19 protein-coding genes are annotated in these 16,360 nt (G+C 50.0%); 13 read left to right on the top strand and 6 right to left on the bottom strand.

What is annotated here, in order from left to right; genetic code table 11:
* The first annotated feature begins 11 nt into the window (after positions 1-11).
* The 9 genes from ABWV55_RS08225 to ABWV55_RS08185 all read left to right on the top strand — a co-directional run bounded on the left by ABWV55_RS08225 (position 12) and on the right by ABWV55_RS08185 (position 9,322).
* Positions 12-4,091: a DNA-directed RNA polymerase subunit beta' gene (locus ABWV55_RS08225; protein ID WP_353291589.1), complete on the top strand. Its 4,080-nt coding sequence runs from the start codon at positions 12-14 to the stop codon at positions 4,089-4,091.
* A 39-nt stretch (positions 4,092-4,130) separates the two neighbouring features.
* Positions 4,131-4,283 carry a high light inducible protein gene (locus ABWV55_RS08220; RefSeq protein WP_353291588.1) on the top strand — a complete coding sequence of 51 codons (153 nt, stop codon included), beginning with the start codon at positions 4,131-4,133 and terminating at the stop codon, positions 4,281-4,283.
* Entirely contained in the window at positions 4,277-5,329 is a 1,053-nt protein-coding gene (rlmN, locus tag ABWV55_RS08215; protein ID WP_353291587.1) for a 23S rRNA (adenine(2503)-C(2))-methyltransferase RlmN, read from the top strand. The genes ABWV55_RS08220 and rlmN overlap by 7 nt, the downstream gene beginning before the upstream one ends.
* Before the next feature lie 175 nt (positions 5,330-5,504).
* On the top strand, positions 5,505-7,268 hold the full coding sequence (locus ABWV55_RS08210; RefSeq protein ID WP_353291586.1) for a sodium:solute symporter family protein: 1,764 nt from the start codon (positions 5,505-5,507) through the stop codon (positions 7,266-7,268).
* Positions 7,265-7,387, top strand: coding sequence for a hypothetical protein (locus ABWV55_RS08205; protein ID WP_353292808.1), 123 nt, complete (start codon positions 7,265-7,267; stop codon positions 7,385-7,387). Before ABWV55_RS08210 ends, ABWV55_RS08205 begins: the two co-directional genes overlap by 4 nt.
* An 85-nt stretch (positions 7,388-7,472) precedes the next feature.
* The gene (locus ABWV55_RS08200; RefSeq protein ID WP_353291585.1) at positions 7,473-8,288 is read left to right on the top strand and encodes a HEAT repeat domain-containing protein; all 816 of its coding nucleotides are present in this window, start codon (positions 7,473-7,475) and stop codon (positions 8,286-8,288) included.
* 64 nt (positions 8,289-8,352) lie between these two features.
* A complete protein-coding gene (locus tag ABWV55_RS08195; protein WP_353291584.1) occupies positions 8,353-8,580 on the top strand; it encodes a DUF2997 domain-containing protein in 228 nt (75 codons plus the stop codon).
* A complete protein-coding gene (locus tag ABWV55_RS08190) occupies positions 8,580-8,972 on the top strand; it encodes a DUF1257 domain-containing protein (RefSeq protein ID WP_353291583.1) in 393 nt (130 codons plus the stop codon). Before ABWV55_RS08195 ends, ABWV55_RS08190 begins: the two co-directional genes overlap by 1 nt.
* A 2-nt stretch (positions 8,973-8,974) precedes the next feature.
* Positions 8,975-9,322: a ferredoxin gene (locus ABWV55_RS08185; protein WP_353292707.1), complete on the top strand. Its 348-nt coding sequence runs from the start codon at positions 8,975-8,977 to the stop codon at positions 9,320-9,322.
* A gap of 337 nt (positions 9,323-9,659) precedes the next feature.
* On the opposite strand, the gene ABWV55_RS08180 is transcribed toward ABWV55_RS08185, so the two are convergent.
* A complete protein-coding gene (locus ABWV55_RS08180; protein WP_353291582.1) occupies positions 9,660-10,391 on the bottom strand; it encodes a 16S rRNA (guanine(527)-N(7))-methyltransferase RsmG in 732 nt (243 codons plus the stop codon).
* Positions 10,392-10,442: 51 nt separating this feature from the next.
* On the opposite strand from ABWV55_RS08180, the gene ABWV55_RS08175 reads away from it, so the two are divergent.
* Entirely contained in the window at positions 10,443-10,964 is a 522-nt protein-coding gene (locus tag ABWV55_RS08175) for a J domain-containing protein (protein ID WP_353291581.1), read from the top strand.
* The gene (locus ABWV55_RS08170; RefSeq protein ID WP_353291580.1) at positions 10,903-11,196 is read left to right on the top strand and encodes a DUF3143 domain-containing protein; all 294 of its coding nucleotides are present in this window, start codon (positions 10,903-10,905) and stop codon (positions 11,194-11,196) included. Before ABWV55_RS08175 ends, ABWV55_RS08170 begins: the two co-directional genes overlap by 62 nt.
* Here ABWV55_RS08170 and bioA read toward each other — a convergent pair.
* Positions 11,193-12,467 (bottom strand): adenosylmethionine--8-amino-7-oxononanoate transaminase, encoded by a 1,275-nt coding sequence (gene bioA, locus ABWV55_RS08165; RefSeq protein WP_353291579.1) that lies wholly within the window; start codon positions 12,465-12,467, stop codon positions 11,193-11,195. The two genes, ABWV55_RS08170 and bioA, sit on opposite strands and share 4 nt — an antisense overlap.
* On the opposite strand from bioA, the gene ABWV55_RS08160 reads away from it, so the two are divergent.
* Positions 12,450-12,701: a hypothetical protein gene (locus ABWV55_RS08160; RefSeq protein WP_353291578.1), complete on the top strand. Its 252-nt coding sequence runs from the start codon at positions 12,450-12,452 to the stop codon at positions 12,699-12,701. The genes bioA and ABWV55_RS08160 overlap by 18 nt on opposite strands.
* Before the next feature lie 236 nt (positions 12,702-12,937).
* Here ABWV55_RS08160 and bioD read toward each other — a convergent pair whose 3' ends face one another.
* From bioD to ABWV55_RS08140, 4 genes are read right to left on the bottom strand one after another with little or no spacing between them, the layout of a single operon-like run.
* On the bottom strand, positions 12,938-13,588 hold the full coding sequence (gene bioD / locus ABWV55_RS08155; protein WP_353291577.1) for a dethiobiotin synthase: 651 nt from the start codon (positions 13,586-13,588) through the stop codon (positions 12,938-12,940).
* A gap of 5 nt (positions 13,589-13,593) precedes the next feature.
* Entirely contained in the window at positions 13,594-14,373 is a 780-nt protein-coding gene (locus tag ABWV55_RS08150; protein WP_353291576.1) for a methyltransferase domain-containing protein, read from the bottom strand.
* On the bottom strand, positions 14,370-15,059 hold the full coding sequence (locus tag ABWV55_RS08145) for an alpha/beta hydrolase (protein WP_353291575.1): 690 nt from the start codon (positions 15,057-15,059) through the stop codon (positions 14,370-14,372). The genes ABWV55_RS08150 and ABWV55_RS08145 overlap by 4 nt, the downstream gene beginning before the upstream one ends.
* Entirely contained in the window at positions 15,060-16,178 is a 1,119-nt protein-coding gene (locus ABWV55_RS08140) for an aminotransferase class I/II-fold pyridoxal phosphate-dependent enzyme (protein WP_353291574.1), read from the bottom strand. It abuts the gene before it with no gap.
* Here ABWV55_RS08140 and ABWV55_RS08135 point away from each other — a divergent pair.
* Complete coding sequence (locus ABWV55_RS08135) at positions 16,155-16,355, top strand: hypothetical protein (protein ID WP_353291573.1); 201 nt, start codon at positions 16,155-16,157, stop codon at positions 16,353-16,355. The two genes, ABWV55_RS08140 and ABWV55_RS08135, sit on opposite strands and share 24 nt — an antisense overlap.
* The last annotated feature ends 5 nt before the right edge of the window (positions 16,356-16,360 follow it).

The following is a 16,360-nucleotide window of genomic DNA, read 5'->3' as shown; positions in this document are numbered from 1 at the left end:
CGCGCGCAGCCATGACCCCATCTAGAACACGTAAATCTTCCAAAGTTGCCAAAGTAGTCTCTGGAAGGCTTGTTGCAAAGCCTCTTTCAAAAACTCGACCGCCGTTTCGAAACCATATTGTTGACAAAAAAGCTCTAAAAAATCTAGTAGCTTGGTCTTTTAAAAATTATGGTACTGCCGTAACTTCCTCAATGGCAGATAACTTGAAGGATCTTGGGTTCAAGTATGCAACTCAAGCGGCCGTCTCTATTTCAGTTGATGACTTAAAGGTTCCTAAGGCTAAAAAAGATCTTCTGGGTCAAGCAGAGGAGCAGATCACTGCCACAGAAGAGCGTTATAGGTTGGGTGAAATCACTGAGGTGGAGCGTCACACTAAAGTAATTGATACTTGGACAGAGACTAATGAGCGTCTTGTTAACGCAGTTAAGAAGAACTTTGATGAGAACGCACCGCTTAATTCAGTATGGATGATGGCTAATTCTGGGGCTCGCGGCAACATGTCCCAAGTGCGTCAGTTAGTCGGCATGCGTGGTCTTATGGCCAATCCGCAGGGCGAGATTATTGACTTGCCAATCCGTACAAATTTCCGTGAAGGACTTACAGTCACCGAGTATGTGATTTCCTCTTACGGAGCCCGTAAAGGTTTAGTAGACACCGCTCTGCGAACCGCCGACTCCGGCTATCTCACCCGTCGCTTGGTAGATGTTGCTCAGGATGTGATTGTCCGAGAGGATGACTGTGGCACCAAACGACACATCGTTGTTGAAGCAGAGGATAGTAGGTTCGGGAATCGCCTTGTGGGGCGCTTAACTGCAACGCAGGTGCTAAGTCCTGAAGGTAAAGTTCTTGCTGAACGCGACACCGAAATTGATCCAGCCCTTTCAAAAATAATTGAAGAGGCGGGCATTACGGAGATTAGTATCCGCTCGCCGCTTACGTGCGAAGCCAGCCGCTCAGTATGTCGTAAGTGTTATGGCTGGGCACTAGCTCACAACGAATTGGTTGATCTTGGGGAGGCCGTTGGTATCATCGCTGCCCAGTCAATTGGCGAGCCTGGAACCCAGCTCACGATGCGGACATTCCACACCGGTGGTGTGTCAACTGCGGAGAGTGGTGTAGTCCGTTCCAAGGTTGCCGGTGACGTTGAATTTGGAATTGGAGCTCGTGTCCGTTCTTATAGGACTCCTCATGGTGTTGAGGCCCAACAAGCTGAAGTTGATTTCATACTTACGATCAAACCTTCCTCGGGTAATGTTCGCCTGCAAAGAATTGAGATTACGACGGGTTCTTTGCTATTTGTTGATAACGGTCAAACCATTCAGTCTGATGTCACTGTTGCACAGATCGCTGCTGGTGCAGTGAAAAAGAACGTTGAGAAAGCCACCAAAGACGTGATATGTGATTTGGCAGGTCAGGTTCGTTATGAGGACAAGATTCAGCCACGAGAAGTTACTGACCGTCAAGGGAACATTACGCTTAAAGCTCAGCGATTAGGCCGGATGTGGGTGTTAGCGGGTGACGTTTACAACTTACCTCCCAATGCTCTTCCGGTAGTTAGTGGAAAATCAAAAGTTACAGAAGGTCAAGTTCTTGCTGAAGCTAGCCAGCGCAGTGAGTTTGGCGGCGATGTTCGTCTTCGCGATTCTATTGGTGACTCTCGAGAGGTTCAGGTCGTTACAACAGCAATGACTCTCAAAGACTTCAAGTTGCTGGAGGAGTCTACACATTCTGGTGAACTTTGGAATCTTGAGGCAAAGGATGGCACCCGTTATCGTCTCAATACGATTCCTGGCAGCAAGATTGGTAGCGGTGAAGTAATTGCCGAGCTTGCTGACGATCGCTTCCGTACTAACACCGGCGGGCTCGTCAAATTTGCCCCTGGTTTGAGTGTCAAAAAAGCTCGTTCTGCGAAGAACGGATATGAGGTCAATAAAGGAGGTACGTTACTTTGGATCCCTCAGGAAACCCATGAGATCAACAAAGATATCTCTCTTCTGATGATTACCGATGGTCAATGGATTGAAGCTGGAACGGAGGTAGTTAAAGACATTTTCAGCCAAACTGCCGGTATCGTTACTGTTACCCAAAAGAACGACATTCTGCGTGAGATTATTGTCCGTGGTGGTGACTTTCATCTAAGCAGCGATAACAAGTTACTTGAACGCTTTGAAGGTGATGGTCAGATAGTCAGTCCTGGAGAAGAAATAACTGAGGGAATTTCCGTTGATACGGTGAAATATGTTCAAACTGTTGAAACGCCGGAAGGGAGGGGCTTCCTCTTGCGTCCAATCGAGGAATACATCATCCCTAACGAAGCTCAGCTCCCTGATTTATCTCATGTGAAGCAGGCTAACGGCCCTCACTTAGGCATTAAAGCTACCCAGCGTTTGGCCTTTAAAGATAATGAACTAATCAAATCTGTTGAGGGTGTGGAGCTCCTCAAGATTCAATTATTACTCGAGACCTTCAATACTACGCCGCAGATGACTGTGGACGTAGAAAAGGCTGCCGATAAGCGGGCAAAAACTATTTCTCGTCTCCGTCTCGTGATCCTCGAATCAATTTTGGTGCGCCGAGACACTATGTCGGACTCAAGCCATGGTTCAACTCACACCGAACTTCAGGTAGAGGACGGCGCTTTAATGAAAGCGGGTGACATTGTTGCAACCACCCAGATTCTTTGTAAACAAGAGGGTATTGTTCAGTTGCCCAAAACTACGGAGACCGAACCTGTTCGCCGCATAATTGTTAAGCGTCCAGAAGATACTGCCACGATCTCCACCTCTATCACACCTTCGGTCAATATTGGCGATCGTATTGTTGATGGTGATTTATTGGCTAGCGCACAGCCGTCTACTCATTGTGGTGAAGTCGAAGCTGTGGATGGCAATAGTGTCACTCTGCGCCTTGGTCGTCCCTACATGGTATCGCCCGACTCTTTACTTCATGTTCGTGACGGTGATTTAGTGCAGCGTGGGGATGGATTAGCCCTTTTGGTTTTTGAACGTCAAAAGACGGGAGATATCGTCCAGGGTCTCCCAAGGATTGAGGAGTTGTTGGAAGCTCGTCGCCCCCGGGATTCGGCCATTCTTTGTAAAAAGCCTGGAATGATTGAGGTAAAACATGGAGAGGACGATGATTCTCTCTCTGTTAACGTGATTGAATCGGACGGCGCGATCAGCGAATATCCAATTCTTCTTAGTCGTAATGTGATAGTTAATGATGGTCAACAAGTAGCTGCTGGCGAACTATTGACTGATGGCCCAATCAATCCTCATGAGCTTTTGGAATGTTTCTTTGAAGACATCCGCAGCCGTAAACCTTTAATGGATGCAGCGCAAGGAGCAATTGCGTGTTTACAAGACTGCCTTGTGACAGAAGTTCAAAATGTTTACAAGTCTCAGGGTGTTTCAATTGACGATAAACATATTGAGGTAATTGTGCGTCAGATGACCAGCAAGGTTCGTGTTGAGGATGCTGGTGACACAACTCTTCTTCCCGGCGAGTTGATTGAGTTGAGACAGGTGGAAGATACAAACCAGGCCATGGCTATTACTGGCGGAGCCCCAGCCGAATTTACTCCGGTACTACTGGGAATTACCAAGGCCTCACTCAATACCGATAGCTTTATTTCTGCTGCATCCTTCCAGGAAACAACCCGTGTTCTTACAGAAGCTGCCATCGAGGGGAAAAGCGATTGGCTGCGCGGTCTTAAGGAAAACGTCATTATCGGTCGTCTAATTCCCGCGGGTACAGGTTTCAGTGGTTTCGTCGAGGAACTACAAAAGGAAGCTGGTCCTCACCCTGACATTCTGTCGGAAGATCCTGCAGGTTATCGACGAATGCAAAATCTGCGCCCGGACTACACAGTAGATATGCCACCTGCGGCAAGTGCAAGTGCACTTCTCGATGATCCCAGCGATGCTGATTTAAAAGCCACTAGGACCCGCCATAACATTGATCCATTAGCCAGTAGTAATAGTGCCGCGTTTACGCGGCCTGATATCGATAATGAGCTGAAGGAAGATCAAGTAGTAGATGCGGAGGCCGTTGAAGGTCTACAAGAGGAGGGCTTGCTTTCTGATGAGTAATTTTTCATTATTTCAACTCACTTAAGCATAGATATGCTCATGATCGAACCAACCGAAATTCCCCAGCGCCGTTTGCCCCGTTACGGTTTTCACAGCCACACCGAGAAGCTTAATGGACGTGTGGCCATGCTTGGGTTTATTGCCCTGTTAATCATCGAATTTAATCTTGGTCATGGTTTATTAAATTGGTAAGGGATGTTTTACTTGGCCGCAGTACAACTGAGCTTGAAGATTGGGCGATTGCTCAGGGTCAGAATGCCTTTCGTGGACGGCAAATCTATGATTGGATTTATAACAAAGGGGTAAAATCTTTAACTGATATTACGGTTCTGCCAAAGCAGTGGCGTGTCGAACTTGACGCTCAGAATTTTCGAGTTGGACGTTTAAGGTGCATACGTCGATTCGTGGCGTCCGATGCCACTACCAAGTTGCTTTTAGCTACAGACGATGGAGAGATTATCGAGACAGTTGGGATCCCCACCAATCAGCGATTGACAGTTTGCGTCTCGAGTCAAGTGGGCTGTCCAATGGCCTGTCGCTTTTGCGCTACAGGGAAAGGCGGTCTGCAGCGTTCGTTAGCAACCCACGAAATTGTAGATCAGGTGTTAAGTGTGAGAGAAGCAATGGATCGGCGTCCGTCTCATATTGTTTTTATGGGGATGGGGGAGCCATTGCTCAATAGTGAAATGGTATTGGAATCGATTCGCTGTTTCAACATTGACCTTGGCATTAGTCAGCGACGAATCACGGTTAGTACCATTGGTGTTCCCAAAACTTTGCCACAGTTGGCGGAATTAGCTATAAAGAAGCTCGGGCGTGCTCAATTCACCCTCGCAGTAAGTCTGCATGCTCCGAATCAGCGTTTAAGAGAAGAATTGATCCCCACGGCCCATAGTTATCCTTATGACGCTTTACTCAGTGATTGCCATCATTACCTAAGTATGACTGGTCGTCGCGTCAGTTTTGAATACATTCTCCTCAAAGAATTGAATGATCGACCGGAACATGCAGCTGAGTTAGCGGATCGGCTTGGAGGTTTCCAAAGCCATATCAACCTCATTGCTTATAACCCAATTGAGGAACAAGAATTTAAACGACCAGCTCTTCGGAGAATTGAAGCTTTTCGACGGGTACTTGAGCGTCGTGGTGTAGCTGTTAGTCTTCGAGTAAGCCGTGGTCTTGATCAGAATGCTGCATGCGGTCAATTGCGTAGACAACATGTAGCTGAAGTTAGTTAATCCCTATTTTCTATCGCTTTGCATTGTCAGAAGTGTTGATTGTTAGATTCATATTATAATTGATTGAACCGAGTCAAACTGCTATTATTGGATTGTTTATTTCTAGATGTCGATATTACTTGCACTAATTTATAAGATTTGTCCAAACTTAATGAAACGCTGAATGGGATGGTGAATGGCTGTAATTGATTGGTTTCTTCTTATTCTGTACTTACTGCTCACGCTCTTGCTAGGCCTATGGCTAGCTCGTCGAAATCGAGAACAAGACGATTATTTCTTGGCTGGCCGTCACCTGAATGGTTGGTTGGCTGGCGCGTCGATGGCTGCTACAACTTTCTCGATCGATACCCCACTGTACGTAGCGGGTCTCGTAGGAAATCGTGGATTAGCAGGAAATTGGGAATGGTGGAGCTTCGCTCTGGCGCACGTCGCTATGACAGTAGTTTTTGCATCGTTTTGGCGTCGTAGCGGCGTTTTGACTGATGCAGCATTTACTGAGTTGCGTTATGGTGGCGCTGCTGCAGCGAAACTCCGCGGTATTAAGGCTTTTCTTTTAGCTCTACCTGTCAACTGCATTGGCATCGGCTATGCATTTCTCGCCTTACGGAAGGTAATGGAAGCCTTGGACGTCGTGAACGGCAGGACGAATGTGCTGGGTTTGTCCGACACGGTTTGGCTGCTGGTGATTGTTGCCCTGATGGTGGTCAGCTACACGGCAGTTGGCGGACTCTGGGCGGTAGTTATGACAGATCTTATCCATCTTATGCTCGCTTTGCTTGGAGCGTTAACTGTGGCCGTGGCGGCACTTCATGCTACGGGCGGCATGGCGTTGATGTTAAATCAGCTTCATGCCCTGAATCGTCCTGAACTGGTTTCACTTGTTCCCTGGACTTGGGATAAGGATGGTTTTGTTTGGCTCGATGACGCTGGCGTCAGCGTGCCTATGTTTACGGCTTATATCGCGGTGCAATGGTGGAGTTTTCGTCGTAGCGATGGAGGGGGGGAGTTCGTCCAACGCATGCTTGCCACCCATGATGAACGACAAGCTCGACTAGCAGGATGGATTTTTCTTGTTGTTAATTATTTGATTCGCAGTTGGTTGTGGGTGGTGGTGGCTTTGGCTGCACTTGTTTTATTGCCGGAACAGGCCGATTTTGAGCTTGGCTATCCTGCTCTGGCTGTTGATTTGTTGCCACCAGTTGGTCTCGGTCTAGTGGTGGTGTCTCTGGTCGCTGCATTTATGAGCACAGTGAGTACCTCCGTGAACTGGGGTGCTAGCTACCTTACGCATGATCTTTATCAGCGCTTTATTCGTCCCCAAGCAGGTTCTCGAGAATTACTGCTTGTGGGTCAGAGCACCACTCTCCTGCTATTAATGCTTGGTGTGGCGACTGCATTGGTTAATGACAGCGTCGGAATGGTATTTCGTCTTGTGATCGCAATTGGTTCTGGGTCGGGTATTGTACTCGTTCTGCGCTGGTTTTGGTGGAGGATTAATGCTGCAGCAGAACTGTCCGCTATGCTCTGTGGTTTCATCGTTGGTCTGTTCACATCCGTTGTTCCGCTAGTCCGTATCGACGACTACGGCCTAAGATTGACTGTAATTACGTTGATTTCTGCCGCAGTTTGGCTTACAGTGATGTTGCTAACCCCCCCGGAATCCGAAGCTGTACTCGAGCGATTTGTACGCACAGTCAAACCACCTGGTCCAGGCTGGGCACATCTGCGTCGGCGCTTCAACGTAAAACCAGTCGAAACTTTCTCTACGATATTGCGGCGTTTCGTGTTGGCCTGTGGGATTCTATTTGGCGGTTTGTTGGGGACAGGTGGCTTCTTGTTGTATCAGCAAATGACAGGTTGGTTTGGCCTTGGTGTGTTGGTAATTTCCTTCTTGTTACTGCACCGGCCAGCCCTCGTCACTCACTCGCCAGCAGAATGATCAGCGAGACTAAATCAGACCTTGTCCTTTTTCCGCTCTACCCTTTTGCCAGCTATCATCATTTCGCTGTTTGTATTGGCGCTCGTCGCAGTCAGCGCAAGGATTTGGTTACCAAGTGACATGCTGGCGCCTGCCCCAACTGGCTAAGCGAAGGAGAGCTAGACGAAAGACAGGGGTCTAGCCGAGTTACGCACCGTATGCCTGATGCCTGTGGTAGACGATCGCCGCCAACATAGGGATTTGAGAGATTTGGAGCTCGCTACTCTCTCTCTTGATCCGGATCTGCTGGCACGAGAGCTAGCTGCTGAGGAGACTATCGATCCTCTAGATGAGTTTAGGACTGGTGATACGTCTTCATCTATAGCTCTTATCTGTGATCAGGGTCTTGTAGACCTTTGCGGTACTCATAATCAGCGCTTGCAAGGGCTTCAAGTATTTTGTGAATACAAAGACCCTAGGGCAGCTCCGCTGTTACTACCTCTGTTGCAACGCCCTTGTCCGGTTGAACGAATGAGCGCTGTGTATGCCTTGGGACGAAACCCCTCGCCTCCGGCAGTGGAACCGTTACTGCAGCTCCTCCAGTTAGACAGCAACGCCTATGTTCGCAAAGCAGCGGCCTGGAGCCTAGGGAACTACCCCGACGCCCCAATTCTTAATCCACTGATTCGTGCCCTGCAAAACGATGTCGCTGCAGTGCGGTTGTGGTGTCCAGGTTCCCTTGCTGAATCGGGTAGTCGCTCTCCAGATAAGGCGGATCCGGCAGCAAGTCAGTTAATTGTGAGTCTTCAAATCGATAGTGAACCAGTCGTTCGTAGCAACTGCATTTGGGCACTCGGGCGCTTAATCGACCAGTTGGTGGAGTCTCGTCAAAACGAGATTATTGAGATTCTGATTGAGGCACTGCTTTACGACGGCGAAACTTCAGTTCGAGATGAAGCGCGTACGGCGTTAGAGCAGCTTGGAAACCCAATGGTTTTAGAACGTATACAAATATTGATTGACAACGGCCTCATTATCTGATGTTGTGAAATCAACAGTCTTGTCGAGACCACCATTAGATTACATCCCATCTAACGCAGGTTGAATGCTTCAACGTACGGTTCTTTTCACCATCAGGCCTGATGGTCGCGTGGAAGAGCGGGTCGAAGGTGTGACCGGTCCCGCGTGCCAGCAGCTCACCGAACGGTTAGAAGCTGCTCTTGGAACAGTTGAACGTCGAGCAGTCACAGCTGATATGTTTCAGCAGCCTGATACCCAGTCCCAGTCCCAGTCCCAGTCCCAGTCCCAGTCCCTTTCTGCTAATCCGAACTAATGTCGCATTTCAGCACTGTTAAAACCGAATTGCGTCAGCTAGATCCTTTGGCTCAAGCTCTCAAAGACATGGGTTACCACCCTGAAAAAGGACAGCGCCCCATACGTGGTTATCGAGGTCAGACGGTCACGGCTGATTTAGCTGTGACAATGCAGGAGGGTGGTGATCTTGGTTTCCGTTGGAATTGTCAATCTGGTTCCTATGAATTGGTGACTGATTTAGATCTCTGGAGGCAACAGATTCCAATAGAGCGCTTCCTTGGTAAGCTCACCCAGCTCTATGCCTTGAATGCTGTGTTGTCAGCAACTGCTAGCGAGGGTTTTCAAATCACTGAGCAATCACGGAGTCAAGATGGCTCGATTGAACTTGTAGTTACTCGCTGGGACACCTGACACTGTCCGATCCAACTCTTGCTTTTTCTGCTGCCGCCACAAGTCCCGATCAACCCAATGGTCGAGAGCCCTTGTTGGGTGGACATCTCAGAGATCAAGCTGTCTGGGTAGACGAGGCAGCATGTATCGGTTGCCGATATTGTGCTCATGTTGCAACCAATACATTTGTTGTTGAGCCTCGTCTTGGGCGTTCTCGAGCCATTCGCCAGGATGGTGACAGTGCCGAACTTATCCAAGAAGCTATTGATACTTGCCCCGTTGACTGCATTCATTGGGTTTCTTTCGAATCCCTTGAAGGATTGAAGCAAGATCTGATTCGACAAAATCTCCAAGCACGTCCCCAAGGTTAATGACTTCACTGCTAACCCGACACCGGAACTAGCAGGAGGCTCGCTCCCCCTTTTTGCTTAGGCCGGCGCGGCTATAAACATGGTTTGGAAAGACTTTTCCTGTCAAGACGGGTGGCAGGTGTTTCCCAAAGGTTTATTTATTTACATCACTAGCAAAAAGCCGCATATCGAAAATAGTTTCGATCGGTGAGTACCTCTAAGCCTTAGATAGTTTCCTTTATGCCCCAAGTTTACGGTCCGGTTACGTTACGTTGATGTGTCAATGTTTACGGATCGCGTTAAGCAGCGGGACGGCCACATGATACAGGACCAAGACTCATTGGTTTCTAAAGGTTTCTTATGTGCCCAGCGGGGTGCGGTTTGGAGTACCCACCGATCGTGGGTAGATTGATGGGCAGGGCGACGTTGGCTGAACACGTAATAAATGACGGATGCCACGTCCAGCAGGGAGTCGACACACTTGCACCGCTTTTAGGTTGGCCCTCAGTGGTTTGAGAACCTTGGCAAACTTGGAGGTGTCATCTTTCGACCATTGCCCTCGGAAGATCAGTGCTTCGCCCTGGGGTTGTAAGAGAGGGACGAGATATTCTGCGACTGTAGGCGCCGCCGCAACGGCTCGGGCCATGGCAAGGTCGAACATACCTCTACACAAATGATCGTGACCCGTTATTTCGATGCGTTCAGTGCGCACCGACACTTGATCAGTAAGACCAAGGCTACTAACCATCGCTTTTACGGCAGCCGTTTTGCGGCCAACTGAGTCTACTAAAGTCATTCGCGCACCAGGAAGAGCGATGGCAACGGCCAGTCCTGGGAAGCCACTTCCTGTTCCAACATCGATACAAACTCTCGGTCGCTTTGGCGTCTCTAACTCACTCGTTAAGGGCCAGAGGCTATCAAAAATTTGATTTACCCAGTAGTCGTTACCTTCAACAAGCCGCGTGAGATTGACCTTATCATTCCACCCACGTAATAGAGTCTGCAGTTTAGCAAGCCGGTTGAGCTGATCGGCGGAAGGCCGCCATTTCAGTGCCTCCCAGCACTCAGCTCCCGGGTTGGTACCGACCATGAGCCACGCTAACAACTTTTCTTAGGATGGGGTTGCAAGATCGAGCTAAACGTGCCCATTAGCCACTACCAACGACTCGGCGTAGCTCCAGAGGTAGATTCGGAAGCGTTGCGCCAAGCATTTCGGCGTAAGAGTAAAACACTCCATCCCGATACCACAGAACTACCCGAAGCCCAGGCTAGCAAGGCTTTTCAGCAGCTTAGGGAATCTTATACTCTCCTGGCAGATCCTGGCCGTCGTGATGCCTACGATGCCATACTTCGCCAAAGTCAGAAGACTCAACAGGCGGCCAATGAGCTTCCGCGCTCTAATGGATGGAGCAGCGTCGGTCAACGTCGTCCGCTTTCTGGAGGCGAATGGTTTTCCTTGATGCTCTTAAGTGTTGCTCTTCTGCTGAGCGTACTAATCGGTTTGGGCGTAGCAATGATCCGAGGGCGCGATTGGCAAGTGTTGCCGTCCTGGCTCACGGATGAGCAGACTTTGAAAACTACCAATGTGCAATTCGATTTTAATGTCGTCCGTCCTGCCGCCGGAGAACTCACCCCTGAACCAACACTCGCTTCGCGCACTTGAAGGCTGGCTGCAGCGGTTGGGAGCCATGCGGATTGATAACGATCCATGTCGATGGCGCCTTGAATATGATGATTGGAGTGCGGTTCTCTTGTTGGACCAGAACGATCTTAAAGTGATTTGGCAATCGCCTGGGGATAGTGAAGAGACGCAGTGTTCACTGCCTTATGGACTTTCCCGTGCAGATGTAGAAGCAGCCATCCAGGCTGGCCCCTCAGTAAGCAAAGGCATTTAGATTTGATCTAAAGCCGTTCCGACGGCTTCGTAACATTGGGCGAGCTGTGCATCGCTGATGCACAGCGGTGGTAGTAGATAAATCACTTGTCCTAAAGGGCGAAGAAAAACCCCGTGTTCCATAGCAATTCGTTTTATTGCAGGACCCGCTGGGTTGAGATAACCAGCAGGTCCCTTCACCACCAAATCGAAGGCAGCAACTGTACCAACTAGTCTCGTTCGCTCGACACGGGGGTGTTGATCCAAGCGTTTAAGATAGGGCCGATGCCGCGCTTCAAAGTTCTGGAATGCCGCTGGGTTGGTTTCAAGGAGAGTGATGCTAGCCACGGCAGCGGCGCATCCCAGGGGATTAGCGGTGAAGCTGTGGCCATGCCATAGCGTTAAACTCGGATCCTTACCAATGAAGGCTTCAAAAATTGCCTCACTTGCCATGGTGACACCCATAGGTAGGCAGCCCCCAGTAAGTCCTTTGGACAATGCCATTAGGTCGGGTCGAATTCCTGCACGCCGACTCGCAAACCAATCGCCGCAGCGTCCGAACCCGGTAAGTACCTCATCGGCAATAAGCAGGGCCCCAGAGGTCTTGGTCCGAATTTCAACTTCCTGGAGAAACTCTGGGCGCACAATGGTCATCCCTCCTGCCCCCTGCAACAGTGGCTCAAGGATGACCGCTGCTGTGGGCGTTTCCAGCGCGGCTTCCAGCACTTGTAGTGATGCTGCTTCCTTAGTATTCACCTCTGAATCATTCCACCAGGTACTAGGCCAAGGCACCCTCGCTACGGGGAATAACTTGTCTTCAAATGGTGCGCTAAATAGATTACGTTCGCCAACGGCCATGGCACCAAAAGTATCACCGTGGTACGCGCCGTCGAAGGCCACTATTTGATGGCGTGGCTGGCCGCGGTTAGCCCACCATTGACAGGCAATTTTTAGAGCGACTTCCACAGCAGTCGAACCATTATCTGAAAAAAACAATCGCTGCAAACCGGTAATGCCACTGAGTCGAATGGCTAATTGTTCCGCAGGTTCATGTGTGAAATCTGCAAAAATCACCTGCTCGAGTCGACGCGCTTGATCAGCAACTGCTTCGGCTATGACTGGATGAGCATGGCCATGCAGGGTCACCCACCAGCTGCTAATCGCGTCAATCAAGGGTCCACCTTGTTCTCTGAATAGCAGTGCTCCCTCCCCGGCCGTCACCCGTTGTGGTGATGCTGTCGTAGCAATTTGGGTGAATGGAGGCCAGAGATTGGGGTGACGTTGAATCGTCATGGCTGTTTACAGCATTTCCGCCATACTGGAGCTTTAAGTAATGACGATGTGTTTATTGTGGCCTCTACACAGAATCCACCTTCTCCAAGTTATTTCGTTCCACTGACATACCTGACTGTAAGGGCTGATTGTGAGCTTGGAGTTTCTGCGATGAAATCTCGCCCGAAGGTAGCTACTCTGAGACGAGAGGATCATCTCAACCTCATGTACAACAAAATTCACCCTTGGATCTAATCAACTGGCTGCTGTCGTTTTTTTTGCAGGGCCGGGGTAGGCAGACTAAAACGAGTGTCTGTTACTGATATTCCAAGCGTTTAGACCAGTTGGCCTGAGTGATGGTTGCGTTGGGTCCTTCTGCCCTCTGTAGCGATCAGTCTACAACTAATCCGATGCACGAGCTCAGCTTCTGCAACTTGTGGGTGATGGCGATGCCAGCGTACAATTTTAGCACTACAGCGCTCATCAATGCTTCAGCAGTATATCTGATTCAACATTGTTTGAAATCTAGAATTAAAGCGTTGGTTGTACCAGTGCTGTTTAAGTGTTTGAGCTGTTAGTGGTTGTAGAGGCGGAAGTTGGGCCAGAACCGGGACGCCTCCGAATTCTTCTAGAGTTGCAGGGTTATCGTGGTGGAAGGCTCCATTAAGGATTAACCCAAGAACTATGAGGTTGCGTTGCCGGAGAGCCTCTAGGCTTAATAGGGTGTGGTTGAGTGTTCCTAAGCCGCTTCGAGCAACCAAAATGATTGGTAGCCCCCAGCGCTTCAGCTGATCAATTTGCAGTAGATGTCGTGTAAGAGGTACCATCAGGCCTCCCGCAGTTTCCACGACAAGGGGTCCATCACACTTTGGTAGCATCAATTGTTCGGGTACAAGCGGTGTTTGATCAAGCTCGGCCGCCCAATGTGGTGAAACTGGTTGACTAAAAGCAAAGGCTTCCGGAAGCAGTCGGTTCGAAGGAAGATCAAGCAAGTTGCGGACGCGTTCGCGATCTCCACCGCCTTCTAAGCCACTTTGCACAGGCTTCCAGTAAGTTGCCCGCAGGCCTTGGACGAGCCAGGCACTCACCACTGTCTTGCCGACATCGGTGTCAGTACCGCAAACCACGAGGCGAAGCGACATACAGCTTATCTATTCAAAATCAGCAGTAAAACTTTCCATGACAAGCCGAATCGTTTTTGATAAAATCCACCTGACTCCAAGCACTTTGAGGAATCTGCTTCCGGCCAGGCTCTGAAGATGCGCCGCCACGCACCAGGGCTTAACCGACCCTTGTTCGTTACCCCTGCACCGATGTCAATGATAGGTTTCAGCAAAGAAATCGGTGTAATTGCGGTTTGGGTAAAGTGACGCACTTGTTGTCGACGGATCATTCTGGCTGGAATGGTTGCAATGAGCTCTTCGTCGTGTGGAAGCGAAAAAGCCGTATAGAGTTGATTAGCAGCAGCGGCGGCAGAACGCCATTGAGGAAAGCTACCCCGAACAGGCACCGCCACCGCTAGCCAATCTCCTGGCGTCAAGGATTGAATCCACTCATTCAGCGTGAGTACGGGATTCGGTAACCAGTGCAAAGCAAAGTTAGAGGCGAGCAGTTGGGGCTGGTTTGGCCATGATGGTAACCCTTTGCTTAAGTCGTGTTGAATCGTTTTCACGCTGTTGCGTTGTTGATTCAACATCGCCGCACTACCATCTACACGTAGGACCTGGTAGCCCGGGTGCGTAGCTTCTAAAGCATCGGCAAGCCATCCTGTTCCGCTGCCCAGATCTGCCCAAATTCCTTTGGGAATCGACAGTCGCCGACAATGGCAGGCTAGTCGCCAGGCTACGCTCTGTTGCAGGCGTGTGGCGGTATTGTACCGACTGGCGGCAACGCTAAACCTCTGAAGGATGTCTTGCGAGGTAATCACAAATGTTCGATCCATTTGTACACAACAGACAACACCCCTGATGTGATCAAGGCATGTCCCACATGGGGATCGTTGTGTACCATCTCAACTTGGAGGCCGATTTGATCTAAAAGTTGCTTGTGAATGCTGGCTTGCACCACCGCATCTTGTTCCCCCCTTATGACTAAAACATGAGCTTTTTCAGGCCACCCCTTCGGAAGGTTATGGCATGTTTCTAGTAGTGAGAGGTCGTTGCGTAAACGTTGGCGTCCTTCTAGAGAAATGCCATGGAGCAAGGGAGAAGGTGGACAAGAGCTGAGGGGTAACGGTTGTGCAGTCTTCTCAAGGAAACGGCGCAACATTGCCAATTCCCCTTCTGAACCCAGAGCTGCTCGCATCCCTTTCAGTCCAGCTAATACCGATCGGCCGGCCCGCCCTTTTGGAACAAAAGCTGCGAAGCAGCCTAGCAGTATCAAGGCTGTCGCTTCATTCAGCAGACTTGCCGGCAGTAGGTGGAGACCAAGTGAATGGGCGATGACAACTCGGGGGCCAGGTTTACTATCCCAGTGTGGAACAGTAGGAGCAGCGTTGGTGTAGCCACGTTCTCCGATTAGCATGTGCCTATGGTGTTGCTCTAGCTGGTATTGCCAGTTATTCCATTGACCGGCATGCCCTGCCCATCCATGCATTGCGAGAATTTGTGTCATTTAGGAAACGAGGGCGCGGAGCAAGAGCTGCAACGTGTCATCTGGTAAATCCCTTCGCAAAACTATCCTTAGCCGGGATGTTCCTTCGGGAACTGTTGGTGGCCGAATTGCGATGCTGAGTAATCCATGTTCTTTCAGGCGTTTTTGTTGGTCTAGAGCAGCCCGATCACTCTCGAAAAGAAGGGGAAGAACAGGGCCGTTGCCTTTGGGACGAACCCATCCATTAAGAGAGAGGGAAGTACGCCAGTCATTCGACCTTTGTCTAAGTGAACGCCCCCAAGTCGGATAGGCTTTAATCAAGTTGAGGGCGGCTTGTGCGCCAGCCACTAAGGGTGGTGCCAGGGCGGTGGTATAGCGAAATGCTCCGCTCGTTTGCAGCAGTCGTTCTCCCATGACGGCGTCCCCCGCCAGAAAAGCTCCGCCGCTACCGAAGGCTTTGCCGAACGTTCCGCTGATCAAGTGAATCGGGTCATTAATTCCCCAGCAGAGCCCACGTCCACCAGGCCCCAGAACACCAAGACCATGGGCTTCATCTACTAAAAGTTGCGCTCCATGCTGAGCACAAAGCGAGGCCATGTCTTGGAGATTGGGGCTGGTCCCTTCCATGCTAAATAGGCTTTCACTGATAACTAGAGGCAGTGTATCGCTGCTATGTAGTGCTCGAAGACGACGCTCGAGATCTTGAAGATCGTTATGAACAAATCGTTGGAGCTGGGCACCGCACGCGCGGACGCCTACCAATAGTGAATGGTGAACTAGTCGATCAGCAAGCACCGTGGTGTGACGCCCTGCGAGGGCCGCGACAGCAGCGAGATTGGCTTGGAATCCACTAGGAAAAAGCAAAACTCTCTCTCGTCCAAGCCAGTCACCAAGTTCTGCTTCCAGGCGCATATGCCGGGGACGCGTGCCAGTAATCAACCTTGATCCTCCTGCTCCCAAACCATCAGTCTTTAGAGCGGTAGCAGCGGCTTCAACCACCGCTGGATGACGGCTGAGGCCAAGGTAATCGTTGCTTGCTAGGTCCCTGAAAGCAAGTTCAACATTGGTACTACTCTTTAATTCCCACGGTTGACGTCCCGGCTGCCAGCTATTCAAATGTCGACGTCGAGTTGTATCCATGGAGCTGATTGGCTCGCCGGCCACTCTCTCAGTATGAACTTGAAGGAAGATTCAGTGATCAATCAAGTCATGACTTCGGAGCGTCTTACCCTTCCTCTAAATCTATCTTGGTTTTACCAAGACCGCTCTCTACCCCTGCAACCTATAGGTTTTTGTTCACCTAGGTCTGTGGCCTAGTCGTT

The organism is Synechococcus sp. M16CYN (assembly GCF_040371545.1).
In the GTDB taxonomy this organism is placed as follows: Bacteria; Cyanobacteriota; Cyanobacteriia; order PCC-6307; family Cyanobiaceae; genus Parasynechococcus.
The sequence above is the reverse complement of the archived record's forward strand: the minus strand, read 5'-3'. Positions and strand labels throughout refer to the sequence as shown.